Annotated in this window: 27 protein-coding genes; 8 read left to right on the forward strand and 19 right to left on the reverse strand. The window is 38.8% G+C overall.

Features of this window, described 5'->3' with window-relative positions; genetic code table 11:
* Positions 1-102 precede the first annotated feature (102 nt).
* Positions 103-1,218, forward strand: coding sequence for an aminopeptidase (locus tag L2716_RS11260; RefSeq protein ID WP_236334627.1), 1,116 nt, complete (start codon positions 103-105; stop codon positions 1,216-1,218).
* Between the two features lie 143 nt (positions 1,219-1,361).
* Here L2716_RS11260 and murC read toward each other — a convergent pair whose 3' ends face one another.
* From murC to L2716_RS11300, 8 genes are all read right to left on the reverse strand, one after another.
* A complete protein-coding gene (gene murC / locus L2716_RS11265) occupies positions 1,362-2,663 on the reverse strand; it encodes a UDP-N-acetylmuramate--L-alanine ligase (protein ID WP_236334629.1) in 1,302 nt (433 codons plus the stop codon).
* Between the two features lie 154 nt (positions 2,664-2,817).
* Positions 2,818-3,918, reverse strand: a complete 1,101-nt coding sequence (locus tag L2716_RS11270) for a nicotinate phosphoribosyltransferase (RefSeq protein ID WP_236334632.1) — start codon at positions 3,916-3,918, stop codon at positions 2,818-2,820.
* A 438-nt stretch (positions 3,919-4,356) separates the two neighbouring features.
* Positions 4,357-7,029 carry a DNA translocase FtsK gene (locus tag L2716_RS11275; protein ID WP_236334634.1) on the reverse strand — a complete coding sequence of 891 codons (2,673 nt, stop codon included), beginning with the start codon at positions 7,027-7,029 and terminating at the stop codon, positions 4,357-4,359.
* Positions 7,030-7,221: 192 nt separating this feature from the next.
* Positions 7,222-7,836, reverse strand: coding sequence for a YtpR family tRNA-binding protein (ytpR, locus tag L2716_RS11280; protein ID WP_236337861.1), 615 nt, complete (start codon positions 7,834-7,836; stop codon positions 7,222-7,224).
* Positions 7,837-7,865: 29 nt separating this feature from the next.
* On the reverse strand, positions 7,866-8,666 hold the full coding sequence (locus tag L2716_RS11285) for a DUF1444 domain-containing protein (protein ID WP_236334637.1): 801 nt from the start codon (positions 8,664-8,666) through the stop codon (positions 7,866-7,868).
* 152 nt (positions 8,667-8,818) lie between these two features.
* Positions 8,819-9,238, reverse strand: coding sequence for a preQ(1) synthase (gene queF, locus L2716_RS11290; RefSeq protein ID WP_236334639.1), 420 nt, complete (start codon positions 9,236-9,238; stop codon positions 8,819-8,821).
* Between the two features lie 80 nt (positions 9,239-9,318).
* Complete coding sequence (locus L2716_RS11295; protein WP_236334641.1) at positions 9,319-9,633, reverse strand: thioredoxin family protein; 315 nt, start codon at positions 9,631-9,633, stop codon at positions 9,319-9,321.
* Positions 9,634-9,651: 18 nt separating this feature from the next.
* A complete protein-coding gene (locus tag L2716_RS11300; protein ID WP_236334643.1) occupies positions 9,652-10,665 on the reverse strand; it encodes a PTS sugar transporter subunit IIC in 1,014 nt (337 codons plus the stop codon).
* A gap of 261 nt (positions 10,666-10,926) precedes the next feature.
* On the opposite strand from L2716_RS11300, the gene L2716_RS11305 reads away from it, so the two are divergent.
* Positions 10,927-13,095 carry a methyl-accepting chemotaxis protein gene (locus L2716_RS11305; protein ID WP_236334645.1) on the forward strand — a complete coding sequence of 723 codons (2,169 nt, stop codon included), beginning with the start codon at positions 10,927-10,929 and terminating at the stop codon, positions 13,093-13,095.
* A 56-nt stretch (positions 13,096-13,151) separates the two neighbouring features.
* Here the strand turns inward: L2716_RS11305 and mltG are convergent, their stop codons facing one another.
* Positions 13,152-14,150: an endolytic transglycosylase MltG gene (mltG, locus tag L2716_RS11310; RefSeq protein WP_236334647.1), complete on the reverse strand. Its 999-nt coding sequence runs from the start codon at positions 14,148-14,150 to the stop codon at positions 13,152-13,154.
* Positions 14,151-14,285: 135 nt separating this feature from the next.
* On the opposite strand from mltG, the gene L2716_RS11315 reads away from it, so the two are divergent.
* Entirely contained in the window at positions 14,286-14,732 is a 447-nt protein-coding gene (locus L2716_RS11315) for a YtoQ family protein (RefSeq protein WP_236334649.1), read from the forward strand.
* Between the two features lie 239 nt (positions 14,733-14,971).
* Positions 14,972-15,769 (forward strand): hypothetical protein, encoded by a 798-nt coding sequence (locus L2716_RS11320; protein WP_236334651.1) that lies wholly within the window; start codon positions 14,972-14,974, stop codon positions 15,767-15,769.
* A gap of 73 nt (positions 15,770-15,842) precedes the next feature.
* Here L2716_RS11320 and L2716_RS11325 read toward each other — a convergent pair whose 3' ends face one another.
* The 5 genes from L2716_RS11325 to queD all read right to left on the reverse strand — a co-directional run bounded on the left by L2716_RS11325 (position 15,843) and on the right by queD (position 19,449).
* Positions 15,843-16,346 (reverse strand): DUF84 family protein, encoded by a 504-nt coding sequence (locus tag L2716_RS11325; protein ID WP_236334653.1) that lies wholly within the window; start codon positions 16,344-16,346, stop codon positions 15,843-15,845.
* A gap of 83 nt (positions 16,347-16,429) precedes the next feature.
* A complete protein-coding gene (locus tag L2716_RS11330; RefSeq protein WP_236334654.1) occupies positions 16,430-17,500 on the reverse strand; it encodes a M42 family metallopeptidase in 1,071 nt (356 codons plus the stop codon).
* 70 nt (positions 17,501-17,570) lie between these two features.
* Positions 17,571-18,248: a 7-cyano-7-deazaguanine synthase QueC gene (gene queC / locus L2716_RS11335; RefSeq protein ID WP_236334657.1), complete on the reverse strand. Its 678-nt coding sequence runs from the start codon at positions 18,246-18,248 to the stop codon at positions 17,571-17,573.
* A 3-nt stretch (positions 18,249-18,251) separates the two neighbouring features.
* Positions 18,252-18,983 (reverse strand): 7-carboxy-7-deazaguanine synthase QueE, encoded by a 732-nt coding sequence (locus L2716_RS11340; protein WP_236334661.1) that lies wholly within the window; start codon positions 18,981-18,983, stop codon positions 18,252-18,254.
* Complete coding sequence (gene queD / locus L2716_RS11345; RefSeq protein WP_236334663.1) at positions 18,976-19,449, reverse strand: 6-carboxytetrahydropterin synthase QueD; 474 nt, start codon at positions 19,447-19,449, stop codon at positions 18,976-18,978. The genes L2716_RS11340 and queD overlap by 8 nt, the downstream gene beginning before the upstream one ends.
* A 363-nt stretch (positions 19,450-19,812) precedes the next feature.
* Between queD and L2716_RS11350 the strand changes: the two genes are divergently transcribed.
* Positions 19,813-20,187: a PepSY domain-containing protein gene (locus tag L2716_RS11350; protein WP_236334665.1), complete on the forward strand. Its 375-nt coding sequence runs from the start codon at positions 19,813-19,815 to the stop codon at positions 20,185-20,187.
* A 68-nt stretch (positions 20,188-20,255) separates the two neighbouring features.
* Here the strand turns inward: L2716_RS11350 and L2716_RS11355 are convergent, their stop codons facing one another.
* From L2716_RS11355 to trmB, 3 genes are all read right to left on the reverse strand, one after another.
* Positions 20,256-20,825: a hypothetical protein gene (locus L2716_RS11355; RefSeq protein WP_236334667.1), complete on the reverse strand. Its 570-nt coding sequence runs from the start codon at positions 20,823-20,825 to the stop codon at positions 20,256-20,258.
* A gap of 153 nt (positions 20,826-20,978) precedes the next feature.
* Entirely contained in the window at positions 20,979-21,821 is an 843-nt protein-coding gene (locus tag L2716_RS11360; protein WP_236334669.1) for a YtnP family quorum-quenching lactonase, read from the reverse strand.
* Between the two features lie 62 nt (positions 21,822-21,883).
* Positions 21,884-22,528 carry a tRNA (guanosine(46)-N7)-methyltransferase TrmB gene (gene trmB, locus L2716_RS11365; protein ID WP_236334671.1) on the reverse strand — a complete coding sequence of 215 codons (645 nt, stop codon included), beginning with the start codon at positions 22,526-22,528 and terminating at the stop codon, positions 21,884-21,886.
* Between the two features lie 285 nt (positions 22,529-22,813).
* On the opposite strand from trmB, the gene L2716_RS11370 reads away from it, so the two are divergent.
* From L2716_RS11370 to L2716_RS11375, 3 genes are all read left to right on the forward strand, one after another.
* Complete coding sequence (locus tag L2716_RS11370; RefSeq protein ID WP_236334673.1) at positions 22,814-22,978, forward strand: hypothetical protein; 165 nt, start codon at positions 22,814-22,816, stop codon at positions 22,976-22,978.
* 313 nt (positions 22,979-23,291) lie between these two features.
* The gene (gene cydS / locus L2716_RS18440) at positions 23,292-23,384 is read left to right on the forward strand and encodes a cytochrome bd oxidase small subunit CydS family protein (RefSeq protein WP_408005304.1); all 93 of its coding nucleotides are present in this window, start codon (positions 23,292-23,294) and stop codon (positions 23,382-23,384) included.
* 63 nt (positions 23,385-23,447) lie between these two features.
* Entirely contained in the window at positions 23,448-23,723 is a 276-nt protein-coding gene (locus tag L2716_RS11375; protein ID WP_236334675.1) for a YtzH-like family protein, read from the forward strand.
* Positions 23,724-23,844: 121 nt separating this feature from the next.
* On the opposite strand, the gene L2716_RS11380 is transcribed toward L2716_RS11375, so the two are convergent.
* Both L2716_RS11380 and L2716_RS11385 read right to left on the reverse strand, forming a co-directional pair.
* Positions 23,845-24,633, reverse strand: coding sequence for a phosphotransferase family protein (locus L2716_RS11380; RefSeq protein WP_236334678.1), 789 nt, complete (start codon positions 24,631-24,633; stop codon positions 23,845-23,847).
* Positions 24,634-24,785: 152 nt separating this feature from the next.
* Positions 24,786-25,721, reverse strand: a complete 936-nt coding sequence (locus L2716_RS11385) for a diacylglycerol/lipid kinase family protein (protein WP_236334682.1) — start codon at positions 25,719-25,721, stop codon at positions 24,786-24,788.
* Between the last annotated feature and the right edge of the window lie 107 nt (positions 25,722-25,828).

Consider the following 25,828-nt stretch of genomic DNA (forward strand, 5'->3'; position numbering starts at 1 on the left):
TCGATGCTAAGCACAAACAATCCTCCTACCTTTTTTCTAAAGTGAAAATAAAGTACAATAGTATGTAGGAAATATTTTAGAGAAGAGAGAGGAGATAGATTTATGAGAGACCCTAGAATTCAAACATTAGCAAACAATATCATTACATATTCAGTTGATTTACAACCCGGTGAGAAAGTTTTGATAGAAAATACAGGCTATCAGCAAGAGCTTGTAAACGCTTTAGTGGAAGAAGCATATAAGGTGGGGGGATTGCCATTCGTATCAATTAAAGACGAGTCCACCCAGAGAGCCTTACTCATGAATGCAAAGGAAGAACAGCTTGCATTACAAGGTAAGTTCGAGGAAACGATTATGAAAGAAATGGACGCTTATGTGGCGATCCGTTCAGGAAACAACATTTCTGAGATGTCAGATGTTCCTTCTGAACAGATCGCGATGTACCAAAAGAAAGTATACAAAGGTGTTCATCACGGCATCCGAATCCCTAAAACAAAGTGGTGTGTGCTCCGTTATCCTACACCAAACATGTCACAGCTTGCTGACATGAGCTCAACTGCATTCGAAAACTTGTATTTCAATGTATGTAATCTTGACTATAGCAAGATGGATGAAGCGATGAATCCATTGGCAAAATTAATGGATCAAACAGACCAAGTTCAAATTAAAGGACCTGGAACTGATTTAACCTTCTCGATTAAGGATATTCCATCAATTAAATGTGCAGGAAATAAAAATCTTCCAGATGGAGAAGTTTACACAGCACCTATTAGAGAATCTGTAAATGGAACGATTACTTACAACTCTCCATCACCTTATCAAGGATTTGTCTTCCATAACGTGAGCTTTACGTTTAAAGACGGAAAAATTATTGAAGCAAGTGCAAATGATACTGAACGACTCAATAAAGTGTTGGATACCGATGAGGGTGCACGCTTCATTGGAGAATTTGCAATTGGTGTAAATCCATTTATCCAAAATCCAATGCAAGATATCTTGTTCGACGAAAAAATTGATGGCAGCTTCCACTTCACACCTGGACAATGCTATGAAGAGGCTTCAAATGGTAATGACTCTAACATCCACTGGGACCTTGTTAATATTCAGCGCCCAGACTACGGTGGAGGAGAAATTTACTTCGATGGCGTATTAATTCGTAAAGACGGACGATTCGTCTTACCTGAATTAGAACCACTCAATCCTGAAAACCTGAAATAAAATCATACAGAATGAGAGTGATGCAAAATGAATTGCATCACTCTCTTTTTTGTTAATACCTCATACTAAAATTGTACATTAAAGACAAAACAGCTGGCTCGATGTCAATATAACATCTGAGCCAGCTGTTTGTTCATTTAAAATTACGAAGCCAATTCATTTTCGTAGGCTTTTTGATACTTTTGTATGTCACCTGCACCCATGAATAGGAGTACACTATTGGTATGTTTCGATAACAAATCAATCGTCTCTTCACTAATTTTGTGCGAGTTTTCTATGCGTTCTTGAAGGTTATCTATTGATAGGTTTCCAGCATTTTCACGAGCTGATCCGAAAATGTCGCAAAGATAAACCTGATCCGCACGACCGAGGCTATCCGCAAATTCATCCAAGAAGGTTTGAGTACGGGTGTACGTGTGTGGTTGGAATATTGCAACCACTTCCTTATCAGGATATTTTTGCTTTGCTGATTCAATCGTCGCCTTAATTTCAGTTGGATGATGAGCGTAATCATCGATCAACACTTGTTGTCCAACAAACTTTTCAGTGAAACGTCTTTTCACACCTTTAAACGTTTTCAGTTGCTCCTTCAAAATTGTCACATCGACTTCTTCATAATGACAAAGGGCAATGACGGATAAAGCGTTTAATACATGGTGTGTACCATAGCCTGGAATAGAAAACGTTTCATGGAATGAATTTCGGATGAACACATCGAATGTTGTTCCATTCTCATTCACTTTAATATTTCTAGCTTGAAAATCATTGTTCTCATTTAGTCCATAGAATAGAACAGGTACATTTGCTTGAATTTGTTGCAAGTAAGAATCATCGCCACACGCAATAATCCCTTTCTGAACCTGCATCGCCATAGATTGGAATGCGTCGAATACGTCATTTACATCCTTAAAGTAATCAGGATGATCAAAATCTATGTTCGTCATGATCGCATATGAAGGTTCATATGAAAGGAAATGCCTACGATATTCACATGCTTCAAAGACGAAGTACTCACTGTCTTCCACACCTTTACCAGAACCATCACCAATTAAAAATGATGTCGGATGAGCCGCTCCTAAAACATGAGCAAGTAATCCAGTAGTAGATGTTTTTCCGTGTGAACCTGTAACAGCCACACTTGTGAATTTCTTAATGAATTCACCTAAGAAATGATGATAACGATAAACAGGAAGTCCTAATTCATTCGCCTTTGCCACTTCTTCATGTTCGTCTGGAAAAGCATTACCCGCAATGACAACTTGATCAGGGTTAATGTTGTCTGCTTGAAAAGGTAATACTGAAATATTTCTTTCTTCTAAAGCTTGTTGGGTAAAGATATACTTTTCGATATCAGATCCCTGAATCGAAAATTTCATATCGTGTAGTATTTGTGCCAGGGGACTCATTCCCGTCCCTTTAATCCCAACAAAATGGTATGTTGTCATAAAAATGAACCTCCAACTGATCTGGACTCTTTGCTCATTTGATCTATTTGTATTATATGTTTTATTTCCTTAAAAAGGGCTAGTTCCCCATATAGGCGTAAAACTCATTTTACTATTATATCAGAAACCAATACTTCAAACCATTCGCACCTATTTACCAGTCAACTTTTTCCATTCTTTCGTTCGGGCGATACTTACGGCCTTTCTTCGCTTCCTCTTTTCCATTGAGGATCACATTGTCTCCCGTGAAACCAATATTTATCTTCAATAATGAACTTCCAACACCATAAATATCGACAGGAACGTTCTCTTTCTCAAACGAACGGATACGGTCTTCCGTAAATCCACCACTTACGACAATCTTTACGTGATTGTACCCTTCTTGATCGAGTGCATGCCTTAAAGCGAAGATTAACTCTTGGTTCACACCCCGTGGGTCGAATTTCCCTAGAACGTCTTGGTTTCTCCAAAAGTACTGATCTACCATCGTTCTAGAAGTATCCACTCTAACACCCTTCAACAAGTCGCCGAATTCCCTTGCTACTTTAAGGGCATCTGTTACTACATCATTGTTGTAATCTACTAAAGCCATCAATTCATCCTCTGGAAATTGTTCATGATAAGCCCTAGATGCAGCAACAACATCTCCTTCAAATAATTGGATAAGTGCATGAGGCATCGTCCCCATACCTCTTTTACCCCACCATTCATTCATTGCATGCGTGGCTTGAGCTGTAGAACCACCAATGTATGCAGAGTATCCATCGCCGGATTGTTGTGTGAAATGATCATCACGATCTCCCATGAATATGACAGGCTTTTGTACGCCTGAAGTACTTGCAGCTTTCACAACGTTATATACATTCGTTGCAACTGACGTTCTTCTGCCTAGTATTCCGTCAATAATTCCTTCTAAGAATCCGAAATTTTGATAGGGTCCTTCAATCGTCATAACCGTTTCATACGGTTCGACCTTATCCCCATCTTTTAATGAATGGATCGTCAGTTCTTCCGGGTTTTTGGCAAACGTTTGTATTAATGCAATCGCCTCATCGGTCCCACATAAGACAGCATGCTTCTTTTGGAAGAATTGCATCATCACCTGGTTATTTGGCTTGTGCGACTCTGCAATTGCACAAGTCTTTAGGAAGTAAACTGCAGAGAACCATCCCTCACTCACTCGTTCATCAAATTTAAAGGTGTGATTCGTAAGTCTTTTTATCTTTCCTTGCATTTTAAGTTCTATTTCTTTCATGTCCATAACATGCACCTAATTCCTTCACTCGAAATAACAAAACTATAGTTTTTATTAATGTTTGTTTTTAAAAGATTGTTGCTATTGAAACCATTTAAGCGGAAGAAATATTCGAGACTCCTGCGGGAACAGCGAGCCAAGCAAGACTCCGCCACGATTAGGGATCTTCGACTAACAGTAAGGACCTTCGACTAAGTGTAGCCACGTCCTGTGGTGAACGTCGAAACCAGTACTCCCTGTGAAAGTGAGTGAGGACGCTTGCGGTTCGCCCGCGGAAAGCGAGTATATTTCTGTAGCCACTAAAAAACAACAATCTTTATGAAAAAGAGCGTTATTGATAAGCTTTCGATCTAGATAGCTCATCAATGTACACGTATATCTATAAGATAACCATTACTTTATCATATAAAACGACTGAACATAATACAAGCGCTTCCTTTAACGCTTAATCTCCTCACCAGAGTGTTCAAAGTATTCGGCTTTCGTTATAAGTACATTCCTAGGTTTACTACCCATTGCTTCAGAAACAAAACCTTTCGCTTCCATCATATCAATGAGTCGAGCTGCACGATTATAGCCGATTCTGAATCTTCTTTGGAGAGATGAGGATGAAGCAGCACCTTGCTCCAAAACAAATTCACATGCTTCATCAAACAGTTCATCACTTTGATCAAGTTCAAGAGTAGATTGTATCAGCTCTTCTCTTTCAAAGAAATAGTCTGGATCTCTTTGTCTTTTCACATGATCTGTGATTCTTTCAATCTCATCATCAGAAACAAAATTCCCTTGAATCCGTACTGGCTTCGATACACCATTTCCTAAAAAGAGCATATCACCTTTACCAAGAAGTTTATCTGCACCATTCGTATCGATGATTGTTCTCGAATCAACTGAAGATGAAACAGCAAATGCAACCCTTGTTGGAATATTAGCTTTGATTAATCCTGTAATAACATCAACTGAAGGTCTTTGCGTTGCAAGTAATAAATGAATCCCACATGCCCTTGCTTTTTGAGCAATACGACAAATTGAATCTTCAACCTCTTGTGGGGATACCATCATTAAATCAGCAAGCTCATCAATGACGACAACGATATAAGGTAGCTTTTGATCTGGATCGCCCTTCTCTTTAACGAGTTTATTGAATCGCTCCATATCCCTTACACCAGATTTTGCAAACAATTCATACCTACGTTCCATTTCATCAACGGCCCACTTCAACCCTTGTGTAGCTTCCTTGGCATCAGTGATAACAGGTGTAACAAGATGTGGTAGTTGATTGTAAGGGGCCAACTCTACCATTTTCGGATCAATTAATAATAATCTTACGTCATCTGGATGTGACTTATATAAAATACTAATAAGTAGCGAGTTAATACAAACACTCTTACCAGACCCTGTTGCTCCTGCAATTAAGCCATGTGGCATTTTCTGAAGGTCTGTAACGACTGGCTGTCCAGAAATATCAAGTCCTAATGCAACGGATAAAGGTGATGAATTTTGATTAAAGTTCGGATGAGTAATAATTTCGCGTAATGGAACAGCCTTACTTACACTGTTCGGAACTTCAATACCAATCGCGTTCTTCCCTGGTATTGGTGCTTCAATTCTAATATCTTTAGCTGCCAAGCTAAGTTTAATATCATCAGATAGATTTGTAATCTTATTCACCTTAACACCTGGTGCTGGTTGTACTTCAATTCTCGTAACGGAAGGACCTTTTGTTGCGCCTAGCACTTTCGCCTTCACATTAAAATTATCAAGAGTGGATTGAAGCAAATCAATTTGATCATCAAGCCATGTGTCATCATCATTCGGCTCAAACAGTTCAGCATCTAAGAGTTGTGCAGAAGGGAATTCATAGTTCTCATGATGCACTTGAACTTGATTACTCTGCCTTATCGTTTCTTGTTGGCGCTCAACCTTTTGCTCAGGTTGGGACTGAGTATTCGATTGAGTCGGAGTATGATTCGCTGACTTCAGATTGGGCTTATTTGATTCTTTTGAATTACGGTCTCTTTGTAACATCATGACGTTGAAAGGAATCATGCTCTTCTTTTGCTCTGATCCGATCGGATTTCGTTTCTTCTTCTTCTCGGATGGCATCTCTTTCTGCTGTTGTTCTTCTTGTGTCTCTTGCTTAGGATGTGCTTCAGCTGTTGGTTGTTCTATTTGATCGTCTAGATCGGTATCTGTATCAGTTTCAGTATTCTCATTAGTGTAGGTACCTCCATCGTCTTCATCATGCTCGGTACCTGCTTTGATTACTGCGTCAGTATCTATTTCATCGTATGTAACTTGATCTTCTTCAGTATTTTCACCTTCGTTTGGTTCATCATCACTTACAGAACTGTTGTACGATTCTTCCTGATTCTCATCTTTCTCTAACTCGAAAATCGTTTTAATTTCTTGATCATCATCAGCTTCTATTTCATCATTCATATGAGTTTCAACTGCAAATTGAAGGTCTATTTCCTCTTCAGAAAATACTTGTTCGTCGTCTTCCATTTCAGATGGATATTCCATCTTTACATCTTCAATCATATTCTCGGATTCGAATTCCTCATACTCTTCATCGATTGCTTTTAATGTTTCATAACCCGGTTCATAGCTAGTGAACTCTTCTTGTCTACCATCCCCATACTGGGGTGGAAATACTTCAGGACGCTCACCGAAGCCATAAATCGGTGAGGGTATATCGGATGGTGTGAAGTTGACACCAGTAAATTTAGGACGTTCAGTTGCTTCCCTTGAAGTTCGAGTTGAGCTGACTGATTGGCTTCTTTTTATGTTCTCTTTTTCTGTTTCTTTTGGTTCAGTATCCCGATTACGATTACTTTCAGGTTGTTGGTTTTGACTTTGTCTGTAAGTTCTAGTTCTATTTTTCTCTTCATCTGGGATTAACGGAAATCGAAAATTCCCTTCTTTCGGATACTGATGCTTCATTTTAGGCTCAATCGTTCGTTTACTATCTTGCATTCTGCCTATTGTTTTAGTTTGATCTTGCTTTCGTTTACTCTTTTTTGATTGAGGTTCATTGTGTTGTGTTTCGTTCTTTTCATCTTCATCCTCAAGAATGAGGTCCATCATTTTTTTCAACCATTTAGACATATATGCATTCACCTTTTTTTAATAATTTTCTTCTTTCCTTTTTTAAAGGTACTTTAAGAATATCGGAAATACCTTTCATTTATAAGGGGCTAAAGAAAAGAACCAAACCTAATTCTTAATGAATTTCCTTCGAAAAGGTAAATACGTAGTAGAAAACAACCAAAGAAATTCTCTGGTTGTTTTCTACTACATCTACTTGTTCAAATTGAAGAAGTCAGCCCCTACCTCATACGTATCTTCAAGAACTAATATGCCCTTTTCCTTCGGTGCATCTGGTAAATCCAACTCTTTTGCTGAGCAAATCATACCAGATGATTTCACGCCTCGTAATTCTGCTTCTTTAATAAGCATCCCACTTGGCATTACAGCTCCAACTCTTGAAACAACAACCTTTTGGCCTTGATCAATATTAGGCGCACCGCAAACAATTTGTAAGTTCTCATCACCAATGTTCACCTTGCAAACACTAAGCTTATCGGCGTCTGGATGTTTTTCTTTCGATTCAACATATCCCACGATAAATTCTGGACGCGAATCATATTCAATTGTTTCATCAATGTTGTTCTTTTTTAGAAAGGCGTTGATTTCATTTACTATTGATTCGGAAAGCTCAATCTTTCCTTGACCAGAAATATCAAAGTACGTAGACGCGTTAAAGATGTTGAAACCTAGTGTACGACCATCACTTTTATCAACAAGCTTGACCACATCTCCGGTCTTTTCGTAATTCCGCTCAATCACATCTCCCGCATCTGTTGTTACGAGCAGGACATCTCCAATGCCTTTTTCATTATAGTGTAAGTTAATCATCTGTTATACCCCTTCCTAAAGGACACTTAATCTGCTTTAGTTGGTTTGTTTTTTGCTAAAATAAAAATGGGATCAAGCTCGTCATCCTCATACAGAAATGGTAACGCCGTAATCGGTACCCTACCATTTGAGAAGAAGTGCATCGCCATTTGTCCTAAAATATCATAGCCTTGTTCATTTCGAATATCTGCAAAAATCAACACATCTTGATGGGGTACTGCGACTGCTAAAGTACCTTCAACCTTACTTTTCATATCTTCTAATAACTGGATGTTAAGAATCCGACTCGCATCATAACCATCGTTACTATTAAGGAAGTAGAAACGATTGCCAGCCACTTCATCTTCTTTCATATTGCAATCTAAAGATCTCAGGTTAAATCGACCGATTTCTTTTAATTGCTTTAGGTCCCAGCCTTCAGCATCTAACATCTTCTGAGTTACTAAACGATAAGAGTTTCCAAGGTCCTGTGCATAAAAGACACTTGTTTCAGCTGTATGCTCTTCAAAAATTAGTTGATCACCGTTATGTTCGGTCGGGAAAGATGTTGAACGGATAACAGGATATATTCCTTTTTCGTTGTCTTTAAGAGGTTGCTGCTGATCCATTACTGAAAACACCTCATTAACATGATGGATGATTTCATCTAATGCCGCATCCTTACGTTCTTCATACTTTGCAGTTAATCCTGGTAGTGATAAAGTAATGCCTTTACCAGATTGATCATCTTCAATTCGAAGTGTTTTTTCTTCAGAATCAAATACAAACTTTCGATTATTCGCTTGGAGCTTATTTTCAAGTATACGTTTAAGTTCAATTGGTTCCATTTAACATCCTCCTTTCCATATTTGGAATTAAGAAACCGTATAGTAAGCTTCTTAACGTGTAAAAAGGCTGACTCAAAAGTACATCACTGATGAGTCAGCCCCTGGGTCATGCTATTCATAGGGCGAGACCCTAGAGAAAATTAGATCAACTCTTATTCGCCTTTTTTGTATTCTGCGATAACTTCTGTTCCTAGTCCGCCTCTTGCATTCCAAATTGCAGTAATCTGCATTTCCTTTGGATCAAGAAGTTGTACCAGATCATCAAGAATACGGTTGGTTGCATGCTCTTGATAAATACCTACGTTTCGATATGAAGTCAAGTAATATTTCAATGATTTCATCTCTACAAGATTCTCATTCGGAATATAGCTGATATGGAATTCAGCGAAATCCGGAAGTCCTGACCATGGACAAACGGATGTAAATTCAGTTGTTGGAATCTTAACGAGTGTATTTTTCCCTACATATTCGTATGGAATTGTTTCTAGTATATCAACAAGGATGACATCCTCATTTTCAATATCAAATCGAATACCTTCATATTTACTGTGGTTTACCTCAACTTTTGCCACGTTATTCACCCTTTCTAATGACAATAGAGACCTTATCTCAATGTTAAATTGTAACACCTGAAAGGGAAAAAGTCACTGTTTTACCTTACGGATTGCAGGAAGTTTACAATTTGTTCCTTTGATTTTCGCTCCTTATCTACATAGCGACCAACCTCTTTGCCATTCCGATATGCCAGAAAGCTCGGTATACCAAAGATATCAAGTTCCTGACATAATTCGATGTGCGCATCCCGATCCACGTAATAATAATCAAAGGCTGCGAATTCATCTTCAATTTCTCGCATAATTGGCTTTACTATCACACAGTCTGGACACCATACAGCTGAGAACATGATGATTGCATTCTCAGATTGAATCGCTTCGTTCCATTCCTCAGTTGAGGTAATTGTCTTCATTATTTGTACCTCCATATGTTAATAATCAATTTTCATATCTCCGGGTTGGATATACCCTTTCTTTCTTAACAATTCTGATAATACTAAAGAGATGAGAGCAGGTCCAATAAAGTGTAGTAAGGCGATGATCATAAATGTGTGTGTGTTGAATCCCATAGACTCGAAAGTCATGATTTGCCCCACGAAACCACTCGTTCCCATTCCTGCTCCTGCGGGGATATTAGATGTAACCCAAACGACGGTTCCAAAAGGAGCTAGTAACATCCCAGCCACAGTTGGTGGAATCAAAATAATCGGTTTCTTAACGATGTTTGCCACCTGAAGCATAGACGTTCCTAATCCTTGAGCGAACCAACCTCCCCATCCATTATCACGAAAGCTTGATGTTGCAAATCCAATCATTTGTGCAGCACAACCAATTGTCGCAGCACCCGCTGCCAAACCTTCCAACCCGAGCATGATCGCAATTGCAGCACTAGAAATCGGTGCAGTAAGTGCTAGCCCCATTAAAGCTGCTACAAGAATACCCATCACGAATGGTCGTTGTTCAGTTGCCCACATAATGAGCTCACCGAAATTAACCATAACGTCTGATATTTTAGGAGAAATGAATTTTGCCACAACGTATCCTGTCGTTACCGTTACAAAGGGTGTAACGATAATATCAACTTTCGTCTCTTTTGAAATCATTTTCCCTACCTCAACAGCAATAACTGAAGCAACGAAACTTCCGGCTGGTCCTCCACCAAGCGCACTTCCCGCTGCCCCCGCAATGACGGCAGAGAATAAAACAAGCGGTGGCGCATTTAACCCGTATGCGATTGCCACACCTATAGCTGGTCCCATTAAACTCATGGCAAGTGTCCCGATTTCAGTTAAAAACGCTAGACCTTCAACTCTTTCTCCAAGCGTTTTCAAGATGAGCCCAACAATTAATGATGAAAATAGTCCGAGTGCCATATAACTTAATGCAGTTACAAAATATGTATGTGCAGATAGCGAGACACCTTTTTTCGCTAGAAATGTTTTCAATTCAACTTCCCCCAAAATATACAATTCATTCAAGTCATAGTGACCAAAGTTCTATTTTTTTGAAAATAACTACTATAAAAGTATTAAGATTTTTCAAACAATCACGATAATAAGATTAGTAAGGAAAATGATAAAGCTATTCACTAATCTACCCCATTGAATACATAACCAACACGATTTCAATATTTTTATTATATACGTGTCGTTTTCAGATATAAAGGTAGAGTTAGAAATAGTCAAGGGAATTAAGGGGGAGAAGACATGGGACAGATGCCGAAGCTACCAAAGATACCAAAGTTATCAAAGGAATCATTTACATCTAAAGTACCTAACTTACCTAAGATGCCAGAGATGACAATTAACAACAAAGTACGACTTATGCTGACAATGGCAATCGTAGGAATCGTAATTTTATTTGCTTTTACGATGTTCTACATCTTTATGACTCAGAACATGGATCAAAAGAAAACAGATTTGCAAACACTATCGTCCGAAACTGCTGGTGTTGGTGCTAGTTTCTCTCAAATTCGTAAGCTAGAACAAGAATATTTGAGAACAAACAGAGAGATTATCATCACTGAAATTGAAACTCATATTAATGAACTTCATGAACAGGCGGATAATATACAAAAAGATCATAAAAACTTTGCAAAAGCGTATGAAGACATTATCAACCAAATTGTGAATTACCATGAGTCTTTTAACAACACCGCGAAGTTGACTGCAGATATAGACAGTATGCAAGGGATCCTTGATGAAAAGTCTGATGCCCTATTTAAGGTTCTTTCTTCCGAAAGTCAAAGTTTGCAATCAGAGTTTTACGAGTTAAGGGTGCTCGAGAAACAGTATTTCTTAGCAGGCACTACAACTGACCTTAACCGATACAATGATCAAAAAGAAAAAATAAGTAGTAATGTAAAGTCATCAGAAATGGATCAAGACAAAAAGTCGGCATTCAGTTCAGCATTTCTAGCGTATACAAGTGCAGTTGATACAGTCCAATCCTATCGTGGTCAAATTAACCAATCTGTCGTGAATTTCGAAGAAATCGGAATGAGCTTAGAGAAATCTATTACAAACCTTGAAAAATCAGTTCAAGCTGAATCGCAATCATTAAATAAGAGTCAGGACCGTTTATCAACGATTCTTCTTTGGACATTGATTGTGATGAGTATTGTGATCATAGGGGCGATGGTCGCTCTAGGATTCTGGCTAATGCGAACGATTAAATCATCGATCACGAGTCTTAAAGAAGGCGCTACAATTATTGGAGAAGGTAACCTAGGACATAGAGTGAGAGTAGAACAACAGGATGAAATGGGTGAACTTGCCATTACCTTCAACACCATGGCAGAAAAAATGCAAAAAGCGATGTCTGAGGTAAATGTTGCTTCAGATAAGCTTTCATCATCTTCCCAACACCTTGCTGCTATTTCTCAAGAAACCACTGCTCAAACCGAAGAAGTAAATGAAGCGATCCAACAAGTATCTAATGGCGCACAAGTTCAAGCAGATCATCTATTAGAAAGTACAGAATTAATTGATAGAGTAACATCATCAGTTGAAGATTCTGCTCAATTGAGTATGCAAATTAGTGAAGACTCACAATCTACAGAACTTGAAGGGAAAGAAGGCCTTCAAATTGTTGAGAATTTAGATAAGAGTTCAAATGAATTCCTATCTCTTGCAAACCACTTAATTAAACAAGTACAAGAAGCAAATCACAATTCACAACAAATCGGCTCTATCGTCGATACAATTAAGGACATTGCAAGTAGTACAGATTTACTTGCCTTAAATGCAGCGATTGAATCGGCTCGAGCTGGTGATGCAGGACGAGGGTTTGCAGTCGTAGCTCAAGAAGTCCGAAAGCTTGCTGAACGATCTAAATCTGAAGCGCAAAACATTTACAAGCTTATTGCTGTCATGTCTGAACAGATGGAACAGCTTTCAAATGAAGCAGAACAGTTCGATCATTACCGAACTGAACAACAAACTTCAGTTGATCGAACGAAGAATGCATTTACGAAAATTGTGGATAACGTTTCGGGAATTAATTCGCGAATCCAACAAATCCGTACTGCAATTAATCATGTACAAACATCAAACTCTGCTTTATCAGAAAAGCTACAAGAAGTAAGTGCGATTTCACAGGAATCTGTCGCAGCTTCTGAACAAGTGAGTGCATCTAGTATTCATCAAAAAGAAGCGATCAGTGAGGTCAATCATGCTGCTAATGAGCTACAACATATCGCTCTGATGCTACAAGAAGAAGTAGGTCAATTTAATTTGGTTAGTAGCTTTGTGGAAGAAGAATTAACAACAGAAGTTACTGAAGATCATGAGAGTGTAGACCATGACTCAGGTTATAAGAATGAAGCCGCTGCATCAAAAGAAATAGATGATGTAAACGGAGAGGACAAAAACTAAGTCATTGACTGATGAATAGAGCTTCAGACGTTACGGTAACGTTTGAAGCTCTTTTTTTACCAATTTCCTTTATGATCAGTATGTTTTTGATGTTCTTTAAAGGTTTTAGAGAAATGATGCTCTCCAGAACCGTCCCCTTTTACAACGAAGAAATAGTAGTTATGATTTTTCGCATTGTTACTCGCTAATAGAGATTGTTTACCTGGATTGCTGATCGGACCTGGTGGCAGCCCCTCATGAATGTATGTGTTGTATGGGCTCTTTGTTTCTAAATCTTTATACAACAAGCGCTCTCTCGGCTTATCAAGTACATATTGGACAGTCGCACAAGATTGGAGCCTCCACTCATCTTCCATCCGATTATGAAAAACGCCAGCAATTAATTCACGTTCTTTATCCACGACAGCCTCTTTTTCAACAATAGAAGCGAGTGTAACCCATTCATTGAGCGATATTTTATCTTCTGGTGCAATTTCCTCGCGTACTTGTTGGAATCTTGTAAGCATTTTTTCAATAATGGCTTTTTCCGAAGATTTTTTTGGAAATGAGTAGGTATCAGGAAACAAATATCCTTCTAATAAATACTTCATCCCCTTCTGTTTCTTTATTTCTTTAACGAGCGGATGTGAAATGCCCTCTCCAGTTTGTACCAATTTAACAAAGGCTGCGCGATTGATTAATTTATTCTTTTCTAATCGATCAGCTATTTGCTCTACAGTAAATCCCTCTGGAAACGTGACCTCAACGCCATCCTCCATAGGTGAGGTAGTGAGCTCCTCATAAACGCGTGGAATCGTCTCCGATCCTGGTATCTCATGCGTGCCTTGTTTGATTTGACTATCAAGTTTTCGAATTGAGCCGTATAACAGAAAGATTTGTTTGTTCTTAATGAGCTTTTTGTTATGTAAAACTTCTGCAACTTCACGTAACGATTGCCCTGGCTTGACGGTAATGCTTTGCGTTTCCCCTGTTGCAGGCGTTAACTCATAACCACCCCAAAATAATAAAAGAAGCAAGACAATTAGCGATATTCGGATGAGTACTCGTTTTGTCATTGAAAAAAACACCTAACTTTCATTTTCAGTTTTCATGATGCCCTTTTCGATGAGCAATCATTCAAGTGTTTGAACCCGAGTTTTCTGAAATTTCATGTTAGGATGTAAAGAGACTATCGTTTAGGAGTGATGACAATGAATTTAACTGTCTATTTAGCAGGACAAATCCATGATCCATGGAGAGATGAATTAATTGAAAAAGCTCATTCAAAAGATTTACCACTGACATTCGTGAGCCCTATGACGAACCATAGTCGGTCAGATGCCATTGGCGAAGAAATTTCAGGAGAACAGCCAACGAAAATAATGAAGGATGATAAAGCCTCTGAATTCAATAATTTAAGAACTGAAGTATTAATGGCAAAATCCGATGTAGTCATCGCTTATTTTGGAGAAAGCTATAAGCAGTGGAATACGGCAATGGATGCTTCAACCGCACTTGCGAAAAATAAACCACTGATTTTAATCAGAGATGAATCCCTCCACCATGCTTTGAAAGAGTTATCGAACAAAGCAACCGCAACCGTCGAAAACTTCGACCAAGCAATCAAAGCCCTCTCCTATGTGTTTGAAACAGAATAATAACAAAGAATACGCTGCACCTAATTGATTCGTACAATCAGTTAGGTGTTTTTTTATGTTGAATGGCCCTTTTGCGGGTACTGAAATCCGGGGTTCCTCTTTTTTAGGGTACGAGATAACCTCATCCATGGTTCTTTTGTACGACATTCAGTTCTTTATCATTACAATAAATACCATTCAAATAGTTAAATAGTCACCCGTTCAGGCCGATATAAATTATGAAAGAAGGGGGTGAAACTATGCAAGTCAACCAATCGTCTAGTACCTATTATCAATCCAATAATAATACGTACAACTATCAAAATGATCGTGCTGAGTCAAAAAATACCCAGTCAAACGGTTATGGGTATGAAGACTCGAATAGAACACGTCATGAAACAGAGGGTCAAAAGTATTCTAAACAATCCTTTACGGATATGAAAAACGTTTTGAACGCCTATTATTCTCACCAAAATGGGGGCAATGCCTCATTTGAGGATTTAAAATCCAATTTGCAAAATTTAGCGAGCAAACTAGTCAGCTATCGTGTGAATAAGTTTGAGCAATCATGGGAATCAAAATTGCACGCATTTCGAATGGATATTAGTAAAGAGGCTTATGATCGGTTCAATGCTAACAAGGCTACGTTACATTCAAGCGGGGTTAGTCAAGTAACACCAAATACTGATCCTTCTGCTCATACAGATGAAACGAGCACGCAAACCGATTCTGGAACTAATTCAGAATCACCTGGATCAACTTCTGAAGATAACGCAACAGAGACTACCAACAATGACACCAATCCTACTGGTACGACTACAGGTGAAGAAGGATCCACAGATACCAACCCAACTGATGAGCAAAACAATACAGGCGGAACAACTGGTTCAGAAACTACGAATGATGAAACAACTACTGAAGAGAATAATACGAGTGAAGAAAGTAGCGGCTCGACCGGAGGCGACACTTCAGGGGATTCGACAGGTGATTCTGAATCTGGAGATGACTCAAACAATGGAGGTGGCGGTGGTCTTTTCGATGGACTGCTCGGCAAATAATAATTAATCCTAATTAGGAGTGACCGATCACTTTGTACGATACATTGATCGAGTCACTCCTTTTTCTACTCTTTTATTTGTCGTAGTGATACTGTCCGACTAGGAGTTTAACCACATGTGCAAACATATCGCTTCGTGTAACGTAGCCGGCAGAAAACACACCAACTGCTCCTTCTTTCTTAGAAATGTCTTGTTGGTCTGTAAATGAGGCCATCACATCTCCTAATTCAGTCCCTGCACGAACAGATCGACTAACTTCATCGGGTAATAAAATTTTCGCACCGCTTGCATAATAGGTTTGCCCCTCTTTCGTTACAAGCGAACCCCAATTAGACAGAAAGAGGCCCTCTTCCGTTTCTTCAACGCCACCCTCAAGCCCAATACCGATGTCATAACCTAATGCAATACAACCCTTTGCTCGATTATATGCACCCTTTCTCGTCTCGTCATCTGAGAATGGTTGAGGAGATACATGGGATGGGACGTCAACGCCTTCCACTTCCCAGCCTATTGAATCGACTATAGTCTCTACAGACCGTATTTTCGCAGGATTTCGTGACCCGACTGCTACTTTCATACAATTCCTCCAATTGAAAGTGTCAGACACCAAAAAGAGACCGGGATGGTCTACAATTTAATTGGTGTCTGACACTTTTCGTTTTATTCGTAAATGATTTGGTCGACTGTCGATCGATCAGATTGCTTAACTAGTTTAAGTAATAATTCTTTAGCAGCTGCGTAATCGTCTATATGAATCATTGATGCAGATGTATGGATATATCGTGAGCAAATCCCTACAACTGCAGACGGTACACCTTCACCTGTTACGTGGACGCTCCCTGCATCTGTCCCACCTTTAGAGATGAAGTATTGGTAAGGGATATCATTTGATTCAGCCGTATCAAGAATAAACTCGCGCATTCCTTTATGCGTAATCATGGTCCGATCAAGAATTCGTAGTAGGGCACCTTGTCCTAGTTGACCGAAAGCTTCTTTGTCCCCGTTCGAATCATTTGCAGGGCTAGCATCTAATGCATAGAAAAGATCTGGTTGGATCATGTTTGCGGCTGTTTTTGCTCCTCTAAGGCCTGCTTCTTCTTGTACTGTCGCACCTGAGTACAGGTTATTCGGAAGCTCAGTACCCTTAAGTTCTTTCATTAATTCAATAGCTAGTCCTACCCCATATCGATTGTCCCATGCCTTCGCTAGTATCTTCTTCTCATTCGCCATTGGAGTGAATGGGCAGATTGGAACGACTTGTTGGCCAGGACGAATGCCAATCGCTTTCGCATCCTCACGATCATCCGCACCAATATCAATGTACATATGCTTCATCGGCATCGGTTTAGATCGCTGTGCCTCTTCTAATAAGTGGGGAGGCGTTGATCCAATTACTCCAATAACTGGTCCTTGATCTGTCATCACTTGAACACGTTGTGCAAGTAATACTTGACTCCACCAACCACCAAGGGTTTCGAATTTCAACATACCGTTTCTCGTAATTTGCGAAACCATAAACCCGACTTCGTCCATATGGCCAGCTACCATGATTTTAGGGTCGTTTTCTTTCCCCTTCTTCACTCCGAAAATACTGCCTAGTCGATCTTGAATCAATTCATCTGAAAAAGGTTCTAGTTCACTTCGAACAAATTTTCGGATATCATGCTCAAATCCCGGTGCACCTTGTAATTCTGTTAACGTCTTAAAAAGCTGTAACGTATCTTTGTTCATCATTTCACCCTTCTCATTACAATAGTTTTCCTACCACTATTGTAACGTAACTTCATTAGGGTCGCTAGAATCAGCCTCTTGTGGCATAAGGAATCGGGTCTTCAGCTCCAGCTTCTTCAAAGCCTTTCAAGCGTAAAAGGCAGCTATCACACTCGCCACAAGCGACTTGTTCTCCTAGGTAACAAGATGTCGTTAGGTCATACGGTACGTCCAAACGTAATCCCTCTTCAATCGTTTCCTTCTTCGTCATTTGAATAAGCGGTGCCTCAATCTCAAATTTCCCACCTGTAGCTCCAGCTTTTGTCGCAAGGTTAACCGTTTCGTTCATGCTTTCAATAAATTCAGGTCTACAATCAGGGTAACCGCTATAGTCAACGGCTGATACGCCGATATATATCGCTTCTGCTCCAATCACCTCTGCATAAGCACTTGCAAGTGATAGGAATATCATATTTCGGGCTGGTACGTATGTTGCAGGAATATCTTCATCTACTCCGCCTTGTCTAACGTCTATAGACTCATCAGTCAATGCGCTTCCACCGATCTGTTGCAGGAAGCTAACATCTACAACACGATGTTCTGGAGCATCGAAATATTTGGCAACCTTTTCAGCTTGTTCAACTTCACGATTGTGGCGTTGTCCATAATGAAACGTAATCGGATAAAGTGAATAGCCCTTTTCTTTTGCGATTCCCATACATGTAGTACTATCTAGTCCGCCGCTTAGAACGACAACAGCTTTCTTCATAACTTATACCCCTCTCTGATTTGGATCCCAGATCACTTTGTGCATTTGTAGGCTTAGTTTGACCTCTGGTAGTGGCTCAGCTAGCATTTTTGATACGAGCTTTTTCGGAGGCATCGTTTCCCATACTGGACTAAACAACACTTGACCTTCCTTGTGGTGTTCTTTTACAACTGAGGTTGCGATGTTAAAGTCTTCATCGCTTCCGATCACAAATTTAATCTCATCCTGTGATCGTAAAATTTCAAAATTCTCATGGATCATCCTATCCATCTCACCTGAATCTGGTAATTTGTAGTCCATAATGAATCTTGCTTTATTTTTTATAGCTTCATCTTCATTTCGTAACGCTTCAAATGGAATAAGATCGATTGCCCCATTCGTTTCAATATGCACATCTGTAATATGATCTAAGTCACACATTGCCTTTAGTAATGCAGCAGATTTCGTTCCATGAATCAAAGGCTCTCCACCTGTAAAGCAGATCCGACGACTTGGAAAGCTTTGAACCTTCTCCACAATCTCTTCAATCGTCGCTTTATATTCTTCCTTAGCTGGCGCATAGCTATAATCCGTATCACACCATGTACATCGTAAATTACAATGAAACACACGTACGAAAACTGTAGGAAAGCCTGCCATGCTACCTTCGCCTTCAACTGTTTCAAAAATCTCGACCATAGGAAGCTCCCATTTCATATATTCCGTTTGGTCAGGTAAAATCATTTGTTTACTCATTGTCCATCCACTCTCGTTTTAAAGTTGCGTAGCTTGTTGGCGTTTCATAAAGCTTTAATTCTTCTAAACGCGTTCCTAGCTTCTTATATTCATCTACCTTGAGGCGTCGTTCTAACTGTTCCCAGATCCAAACGATCATATTTTCTGCAGTCGTATTCATTTTCGGCAGAGCGTCATTTAAATACCGATGATCAAGTTTTGAATCAATTTCCTCTTTAAAAAGGGCTTTAATATCACCAAAATCCACTGTTATACCAATCTCATTGACGAAACCACTAACTGTAATAACTAATTTATAAGTATGTCCATGTAAACTTTTACACTTTCCTTCATAACAATGTAAATGATGGGCCGCATCAAACGTGAATTCCTTCGTAACAGCAACACGCTTATTATGATACTTCAATTCGTGACGTTGGATATCTTCGTCAATCTTTTCTACCTTTTTAGGAATTTGAAAATCCATCCTACGTACCCTCCTCTTCGTTAAATATTAAACCGTAAACTAACCTTGTATTTTTGATAAACATTCTTGCTCGCAAACACTTGCAAAAGTCTTGTAAATTTCTTAATGAAATTCACGACACTCCAGCCGGTAAAAGCGGGCTAGGTGAGACCCCACAACGACGACGTCGAAGCCACCACATCCTGTGCAAGTGAGGCTGGCAGATCGCCGAGAGAATTTCAAAGAAATTTAATTTATTCTCGAAAAAACAAAAAACTCCACCAAAAAAAGTGGAGTGTGAAAGTAAAATCTGAATTGTTCACGCTCCCTAGTTTTGTTTAATGAGGGGTGGGAATTACGAACCCTCCATAATTCAATATATTAATGACAAAACCCATTCTGTTATACTATAGAATAAAGGAAAACAATTCGGTTGGAAAGGGGCATGCCATTTTGAAAACTTCTACCATTGTAGGTGTAGGTTTAGGCTTTCTTGCAGGGGCATTCGTTTCAAAGCAAATACAAACGAGACCTATTACACCTGAAGCAGCACTCAGCAATATTAAACAGAAGGTGCAAGCAAAAGTCAGTGGATCTTGGATCTACACAAATAAAGAAAGCGTAAATGTAAATGACTTACACTATAATGTCTATAAAGGCGGATTTACACGTGAGACGCCTTCGGGTGATGAGCACTTTCTTTTCACTGTAGATGCTGACACTGGATCTGTTATTGAATTATCAAGTACAAACGTATAATTTTCAAGCACATGTTAAAGGGGCCGAACTCAAATCTTGAGTCAGCCCCTTTTCTTTAAGGCATACTATTAGTTAAATGTGTGCTTTTGGTTGTAAATGTTGTTACGAATTTGGAAGCTTGTCGAAGAATAAACTTGATTGCCCCATACAAACATGAAGTAAGCTGGGATCAATAAGATCAAGCCATGTAGAGACAAGATCCAACCAAGGTTCATCTTCTTACCAAGATGAGCAAAGCTATCTTTGTATTCAATCAGCTTGTCATTCTCAAGCTTACCAACTTCAGTTCCAGTAAGAACCTTCTTATTTGTTGCATCATAGTAAACTACTTCTCTATGAGAAAAAGTATAAATGTCGTCACGTACAGTTTGAAACTTCGCTAATGAAGCATAAACAGTAATCGGTCCAGACGCTTCTTTTCCATCTTCCGCTTGAGGAGTAGCTTCCACTTTAATTGTCTCTGAAAGGTCTACCGCATTTTTTGTCTTATGAAAATCATAAAATTCCTTTTCCAAATGCTTCTCAACAGCTTTTTCCATGCCTTTTGGTTCTTCAACATCTGTAGCTGCAAGCGCACCTGCTCCACCTGATAGTAGTAGCGTTAAAGCCATCAATGAGGCTGTAATTTGCTTCAACATATCAACATTCCCTCCTAACAATATAAGCCAATTAATATATTACACTATTATTGCTTTAAAAATCTATGTTAATTGTAACAGGTTTCTGTAAAAAATGTGATGTTTTTCAACATCCATTTTCTTACAAACCGACTAAATGTGACAATTTTTTGATCAAATGTTTCTTTTAACTACATCCACGATTTCACCGTCAGCATTAAACTGTATCGCACGATAAATGGCATCATGATAAAACGTGAACCATGCTCCCTCAGTCATTCCTTTTGGTATCCATTCTTGCTTTTGACCAATAGATGTCATCGGATAGTCATCGTACGCAAGCACCCAAAGTGGATTTTTGTGCGCATGAGTCGGCATTAGATCTGCCATATGGACAAGTCTCTCATCGCCTTGCTCGAAAACAATAATGGAATGTCCATCACTGTGACCACCTGTGTGAATCATATGTAGTCCAGGCAGCACCTCAATCCGATCTTGAAACGTTTGGATTTGTGACTCGATACCCTTCCAGTTCATTTCCCAATATGTATTTTTTGACCGAACGTTAGGATTTCTCATTTCGTTCCACTCAGTAATAGACGTATAGATCTTTGCATTTTTGAATACTGAATCATACGCATCACCATTAGGTCGCGTTAAACCACAAGCATGGTCGAAGTGAAGATGTGTCATCAATACCACATCGATATCATCTGGCGTAAGATTTAATTTCGCGAGTTCTTGTTCGATATTAGATTCTTCATTTACACCATAATTTCGCAATTGCTTGTCCGACAATTTACCATTGCCCATACCGGATTCAATGAGAATATTTTTACCCTCATATTGAAAAAAAATCGGATCTGTTCTTAACTCGATTTGGTTCTTTTCATTTACAGGATACTTCTTACTCCATAAGGGCTTAGGTACTACACCGAACATCGCTCCTCCGTCCATATGCGTGACCCCACCGTTCAACCAGTGCAGTTTAATTTCCCCGAATTGTAGCGTTTCCATGACCATTCACTCCTTTTCCATAACTAGCGTTTATTGTATCATATTGAAATTGTCCAAATCATTTACCCGTTTCGGTATACAGCCTCACAGCGATAGATTCTATTCCCTTTTTCTGAGAACTTTTCTTCATATTCAGTCATGATGTTTCCTTCGATCCCACTTTTATGAAGATCCAGACTTACATTATTCAAAACCATACCGTATTTTGAAAAGCTATGAAGTGAATATTCGAATAGACCTTGATTGTCTGTTTTCATATGGATTTCACCATTTGGTATGAGCACATTTTCGTAGGATTCCAAAAATGAATCATGACTTAACCGTCTTTTCTCATGTCGGTTTTTTGGCCAAGGATCCGAAAAATTCAAATAGACACGGTGGACTTCGTTTTCAGCAAAATATTGATTTAATTCCACTGCATTAACGTTGATCATACGAACATTTTTCTGTCCGGACTCTTTGATTTTATCAATAGCCGAGACGACGATACTTTTCTGACGTTCAATTCCAATGTAATTGACGTTCGGGTGTAATTTAGACATTTCAGTAATAAATTGTCCTTTGCCTGTGCCAACTTCTATATGGATGGGATTATTATTGTTAAACTGTTCTGCCCATTTTCCTTTCCACTCTTCTGGATTGATAACTACAATCCCAGGATGTTCTTCAATTTTATCTTGAGCCCAAGGTTTGTTTCTAAGACGCATATGATTAATCCTTTCTTTTTACAATTTCCTCGGATATTTTACCATGAAACAGGCGTAAAGATGAACAATAATAGAATTTATATAGCAATTATTCCATATCATCGAGTATATAGACGGATATTGGCGCATTTTTCTATATTAGAGACCTGAATGGTAGTGACATCAGCATAGAATGGCTAATCATGGATAATGGTGGATAACGTCATTAGGAGAGAAAACGCTTTCAAGTGTATGCTTTATAATATTGTTTGACAAAAACACATTAGGGGTGACTTTAACAAACTTATGATGAAAAAAGCGATTACGAAAACAGCGGAAGTTACAGCAGTAACAGTATTCAGCGGAATCTTTGCAGGCTATGCATTAGCAATATATCCATTTGAGCGACTTGTACACAAACAATCTACACGAGCTAAGAAAATGAAAATTAAATATGCATCACAGTACTAAGTGATTGAAATGGAGAGGGCTGTTTAGAAAGTCAGTTAAGACTGATTTTCTTACAGCCCTTTTATTTTTATAAATGTATGTTGATATCCTTGAGATTCCCTTTCTTACTGTTGGCCAAACACGAGCCAATTGCTTATCGCAGGTTTCACTAGTAAATGGTTACTGCGGGGTCTCGCTATTCAAGCAGGAGTGTCCGGTATTCCATTTGATATCAACCTTAATAAGCAGTGGAATATGTGATAAACACCTTTCTAACGGGTACAATGGGTATGAAAACACATTTTCGCTTTAACAAACCTAATGAAAAGGTGAGATGAAATTGGAAAACTTTTTTATCATGTGGGCTCCGCCACTTGTTCTATTGATTGCAATCATTGGTTTATTCGTTTGGGGCGCAAAAAAATAGTGTTTAAACTGTAGGCATTGACACATCCTAAAGACAAATGAACACGAGAAAGGGTGTATTTCAATGCCACTACAAGTGACAGATCAACTTTCTTTATTGATGGATATTTTGCGGAGCCACCAATTAGATCAATGTGGCTCTAATTCAGAATGTGCTCAAATTCAACGATTAACCAATTCATTACTTCAAAATCCACAAACCCCACTCGAACTCCGGGAAACGCTGACATCGATTCAGACTTACAGCCAAGGTGGCAATAGTGCTCCCTCTGTAGACCAACATGTAATGGGATACCAAAACGAGCTGAACCAATGGATGAATGTGCTCGAACACAACTAATTTCTTCACGAAACGCTTTTCATTTACGCTATTAGTTTTCACTATATTAAGTCACAATATGAAGCTAAATAAATGAAATATAAAAAAATGATGAAACCTTGTTTATGGCTTCATCATTTTCCTAATGTAAAATTTGTTTGTTTAATTGGCTCAAATAATTCATCCAGTAATTAGCTTGTTCCGGCTGATTTCTTTCGCAGTGCCAATAGATCGATTCGATTGTTTGAGCAACGATATACCAATACATTCTTGTTTTTAGTGATGTCGTCAAAGGAACACCGTATGAGCGTAACCAGCTGTCCCATTCATCGTCAGGAACGTACCAGTAAAGCAACATTGCAAGATCAAGTGCCGGATCTGCAATAACAGCTCCATCCCAATCAATTAAATAAAGACGTTGATCTTCAGTAATTAACCAATTATTATGATTCACATCTGCATGACATACGACGAATTGATCTGTACGTACAGCATCAATATGTGAAGATAAATAATCGAGATATGGCTTAATTTCATTTTGATATTTTGTATTTTGGAAAGATCGGTTCACAAGTTCGTTCAACACTGCATCGGGTGTCAACGGTTGAATGCCAATCCTTCTTAACATCGATAGTAGTTCTTGTGAACGATGAATTTTGGAAAGCAGTTGCGCAACAATTTGTTGATCCATCTCTGCAGCTTTTAATTCTCTGCCGTTCAACCAATGCTGAGCAGTTATGACATCCCCATTCTCTAATCGTTTCGTCCATAAAAGCTTTGGAACGATTCCTTCTGCCGATAATACAGCAAGGAATGGTGACGAATTCCTTTTTAAGAAGATTTTCTCTTCCCCATATTGTGCGATGTAGGCTTCCCCGGTTGCACCACCCGCAGGCTTCACCTGCCAGCCGCTTCCTAATATGTGTTTCAATGCTTTCACCTTCGATTTCATCATTCTATCTTTATTATCGGCTAAATCCGTTAATTTGAACGTACAATTCTATAGTTCTGTACAGATATAATATTTTAACACACAATTGTGAGTTCCAAAAGTCGCATTTGAGAAACAAGGCCTCTTAACGTTTAGATAACCTTTATTTGCTTTGGTAAAACTTTGATCGAAATCGGACTTGTGCCGATTACCTCTCCATCAGCATGCATCGTAACAGGTTTGTCAGGAATGACTTCGATGTCTCTCCCTTTTAACAATGTGACTTCTTTCATCTTTGTATGTAGTCCTAAAAATACCGTTCCAAACAGGAAAAATAGTTTTTTTCTAGATAAGTTATGTACGACACAAATATCGAATTGTCCATCATTTGGGCGGGCTTCAGGACATATTTTCATACCGCCACCGTAGTATTTTATGTTCGTAGTGGCAATGAGCCAAACATCGTCAAACACATAACGTTTGTTGTCTACTCTTATTTGAAGCGTAAATGGTTTGTATTTGAAACTAAGGTTCAATAAAGTGAAAATATAGGATAGTGAGCCTAATCCTACTTTATTCAATAGTCCTTTATATTTTGACTCGTTCGTCTGCTTAGCCACTTCACCGTCAAATCCAATTCCAATTGAACTTGAAAAGTAATTGGGCTTATGTTTACGAGCACTCAAACGAAATTCGCCCAAATCATACGACCGGCTTCTTTCGAATTTAGAAGACAAAATATAGTTTAATGCATGGAGAGGCGATCTTGATAGATTGAATCCTCTCGCAAAGTCATTACCAGAACCAGCTGAGATAAATCCTACAGGAATGTTCATATATTGACCCATTCCATTAATTACCTCATGAATCGTACCATCGCCACCTACTGAAACGATCCCCTTCATATTCTCATGATGCATGTGGCACATTTGTTGCGCAAGATCTTTCGCATGACCAGGTCTTTGTGTGAAAAAGCTTCGATACATGATGTCTCGTTTCATCAATTCCTTTTTTACTTTCTTCCAAACACGTTCACCTTTATCGTTACCTGCTTTTGGATTAATGATAAAAATTAAGAACTTTTCCATAGAAGCCTCTTTCTATATGATGGACTTGTTTTGAATCCCAATGCACGTCAGTGGTACATAGGAGTTTTGGCACCGACAAGTATTCATGACCTTTTATGTTTTTCTAC

The sequence above is a fragment of the Pseudalkalibacillus berkeleyi genome (assembly GCF_021608225.1).
Lineage (GTDB): Bacteria > Bacillota > Bacilli > Bacillales > Fictibacillaceae > Pseudalkalibacillus > Pseudalkalibacillus berkeleyi.

Bases quoted from the DNA above. Each gene is read 5' to 3' on its own strand.
- L2716_RS11285 (WP_236334637.1), bottom strand. From the start codon at position 8,666: ATGGAACCAATTGAACTTAAACGTATACTTGAAAATAAGCTCCAAGCG.
- L2716_RS11305 (WP_236334645.1), top strand. From the start codon at position 10,927: ATGGGACAGATGCCGAAGCTACCAAAGATACCAAAGTTATCAAAGGAA.
- trmB (WP_236334671.1), bottom strand. From the start codon at position 22,528: ATGCGTCTTAGAAACAAACCTTGGGCTCAAGATAAAATTGAAGAACAT.
- L2716_RS11295 (WP_236334641.1), bottom strand. From the start codon at position 9,633: ATGAAGACAATTACCTCAACTGAGGAATGGAACGAAGCGATTCAATCT.
- L2716_RS11270 (WP_236334632.1), bottom strand. From the start codon at position 3,918: ATGAAAGAAATAGAACTTAAAATGCAAGGAAAGATAAAAAGACTTACG.
- L2716_RS11325 (WP_236334653.1), bottom strand. From the start codon at position 16,346: ATGAAAGTAGCAGTCGGGTCACGAAATCCTGCGAAAATACGGTCTGTA.
- L2716_RS11375 (WP_236334675.1), top strand. From the start codon at position 23,448: ATGCCACTACAAGTGACAGATCAACTTTCTTTATTGATGGATATTTTG.
- L2716_RS11360 (WP_236334669.1), bottom strand. From the start codon at position 21,821: ATGGAAACGCTACAATTCGGGGAAATTAAACTGCACTGGTTGAACGGT.
- queC (WP_236334657.1), bottom strand. From the start codon at position 18,248: ATGAAGAAAGCTGTTGTCGTTCTAAGCGGCGGACTAGATAGTACTACA.
- L2716_RS11260 (WP_236334627.1), top strand. From the start codon at position 103: ATGAGAGACCCTAGAATTCAAACATTAGCAAACAATATCATTACATAT.
- L2716_RS11370 (WP_236334673.1), top strand. From the start codon at position 22,814: ATGATGAAAAAAGCGATTACGAAAACAGCGGAAGTTACAGCAGTAACA.
- mltG (WP_236334647.1), bottom strand. From the start codon at position 14,150: ATGACAAAACGAGTACTCATCCGAATATCGCTAATTGTCTTGCTTCTT.
- L2716_RS11355 (WP_236334667.1), bottom strand. From the start codon at position 20,825: ATGTTGAAGCAAATTACAGCCTCATTGATGGCTTTAACGCTACTACTA.
- L2716_RS11350 (WP_236334665.1), top strand. From the start codon at position 19,813: ATGACAAAACCCATTCTGTTATACTATAGAATAAAGGAAAACAATTCG.
- L2716_RS11330 (WP_236334654.1), bottom strand. From the start codon at position 17,500: ATGAACAAAGATACGTTACAGCTTTTTAAGACGTTAACAGAATTACAA.
- cydS (WP_408005304.1), top strand. From the start codon at position 23,292: ATGAAATTGGAAAACTTTTTTATCATGTGGGCTCCGCCACTTGTTCTA.
- L2716_RS11315 (WP_236334649.1), top strand. From the start codon at position 14,286: ATGAATTTAACTGTCTATTTAGCAGGACAAATCCATGATCCATGGAGA.
- L2716_RS11275 (WP_236334634.1), bottom strand. From the start codon at position 7,029: ATGTCTAAATGGTTGAAAAAAATGATGGACCTCATTCTTGAGGATGAA.
- L2716_RS11320 (WP_236334651.1), top strand. From the start codon at position 14,972: ATGCAAGTCAACCAATCGTCTAGTACCTATTATCAATCCAATAATAAT.
- murC (WP_236334629.1), bottom strand. From the start codon at position 2,663: ATGACAACATACCATTTTGTTGGGATTAAAGGGACGGGAATGAGTCCC.
- L2716_RS11340 (WP_236334661.1), bottom strand. From the start codon at position 18,983: ATGAGTAAACAAATGATTTTACCTGACCAAACGGAATATATGAAATGG.
- queD (WP_236334663.1), bottom strand. From the start codon at position 19,449: ATGGATTTTCAAATTCCTAAAAAGGTAGAAAAGATTGACGAAGATATC.
- L2716_RS11385 (WP_236334682.1), bottom strand. From the start codon at position 25,721: ATGGAAAAGTTCTTAATTTTTATCATTAATCCAAAAGCAGGTAACGAT.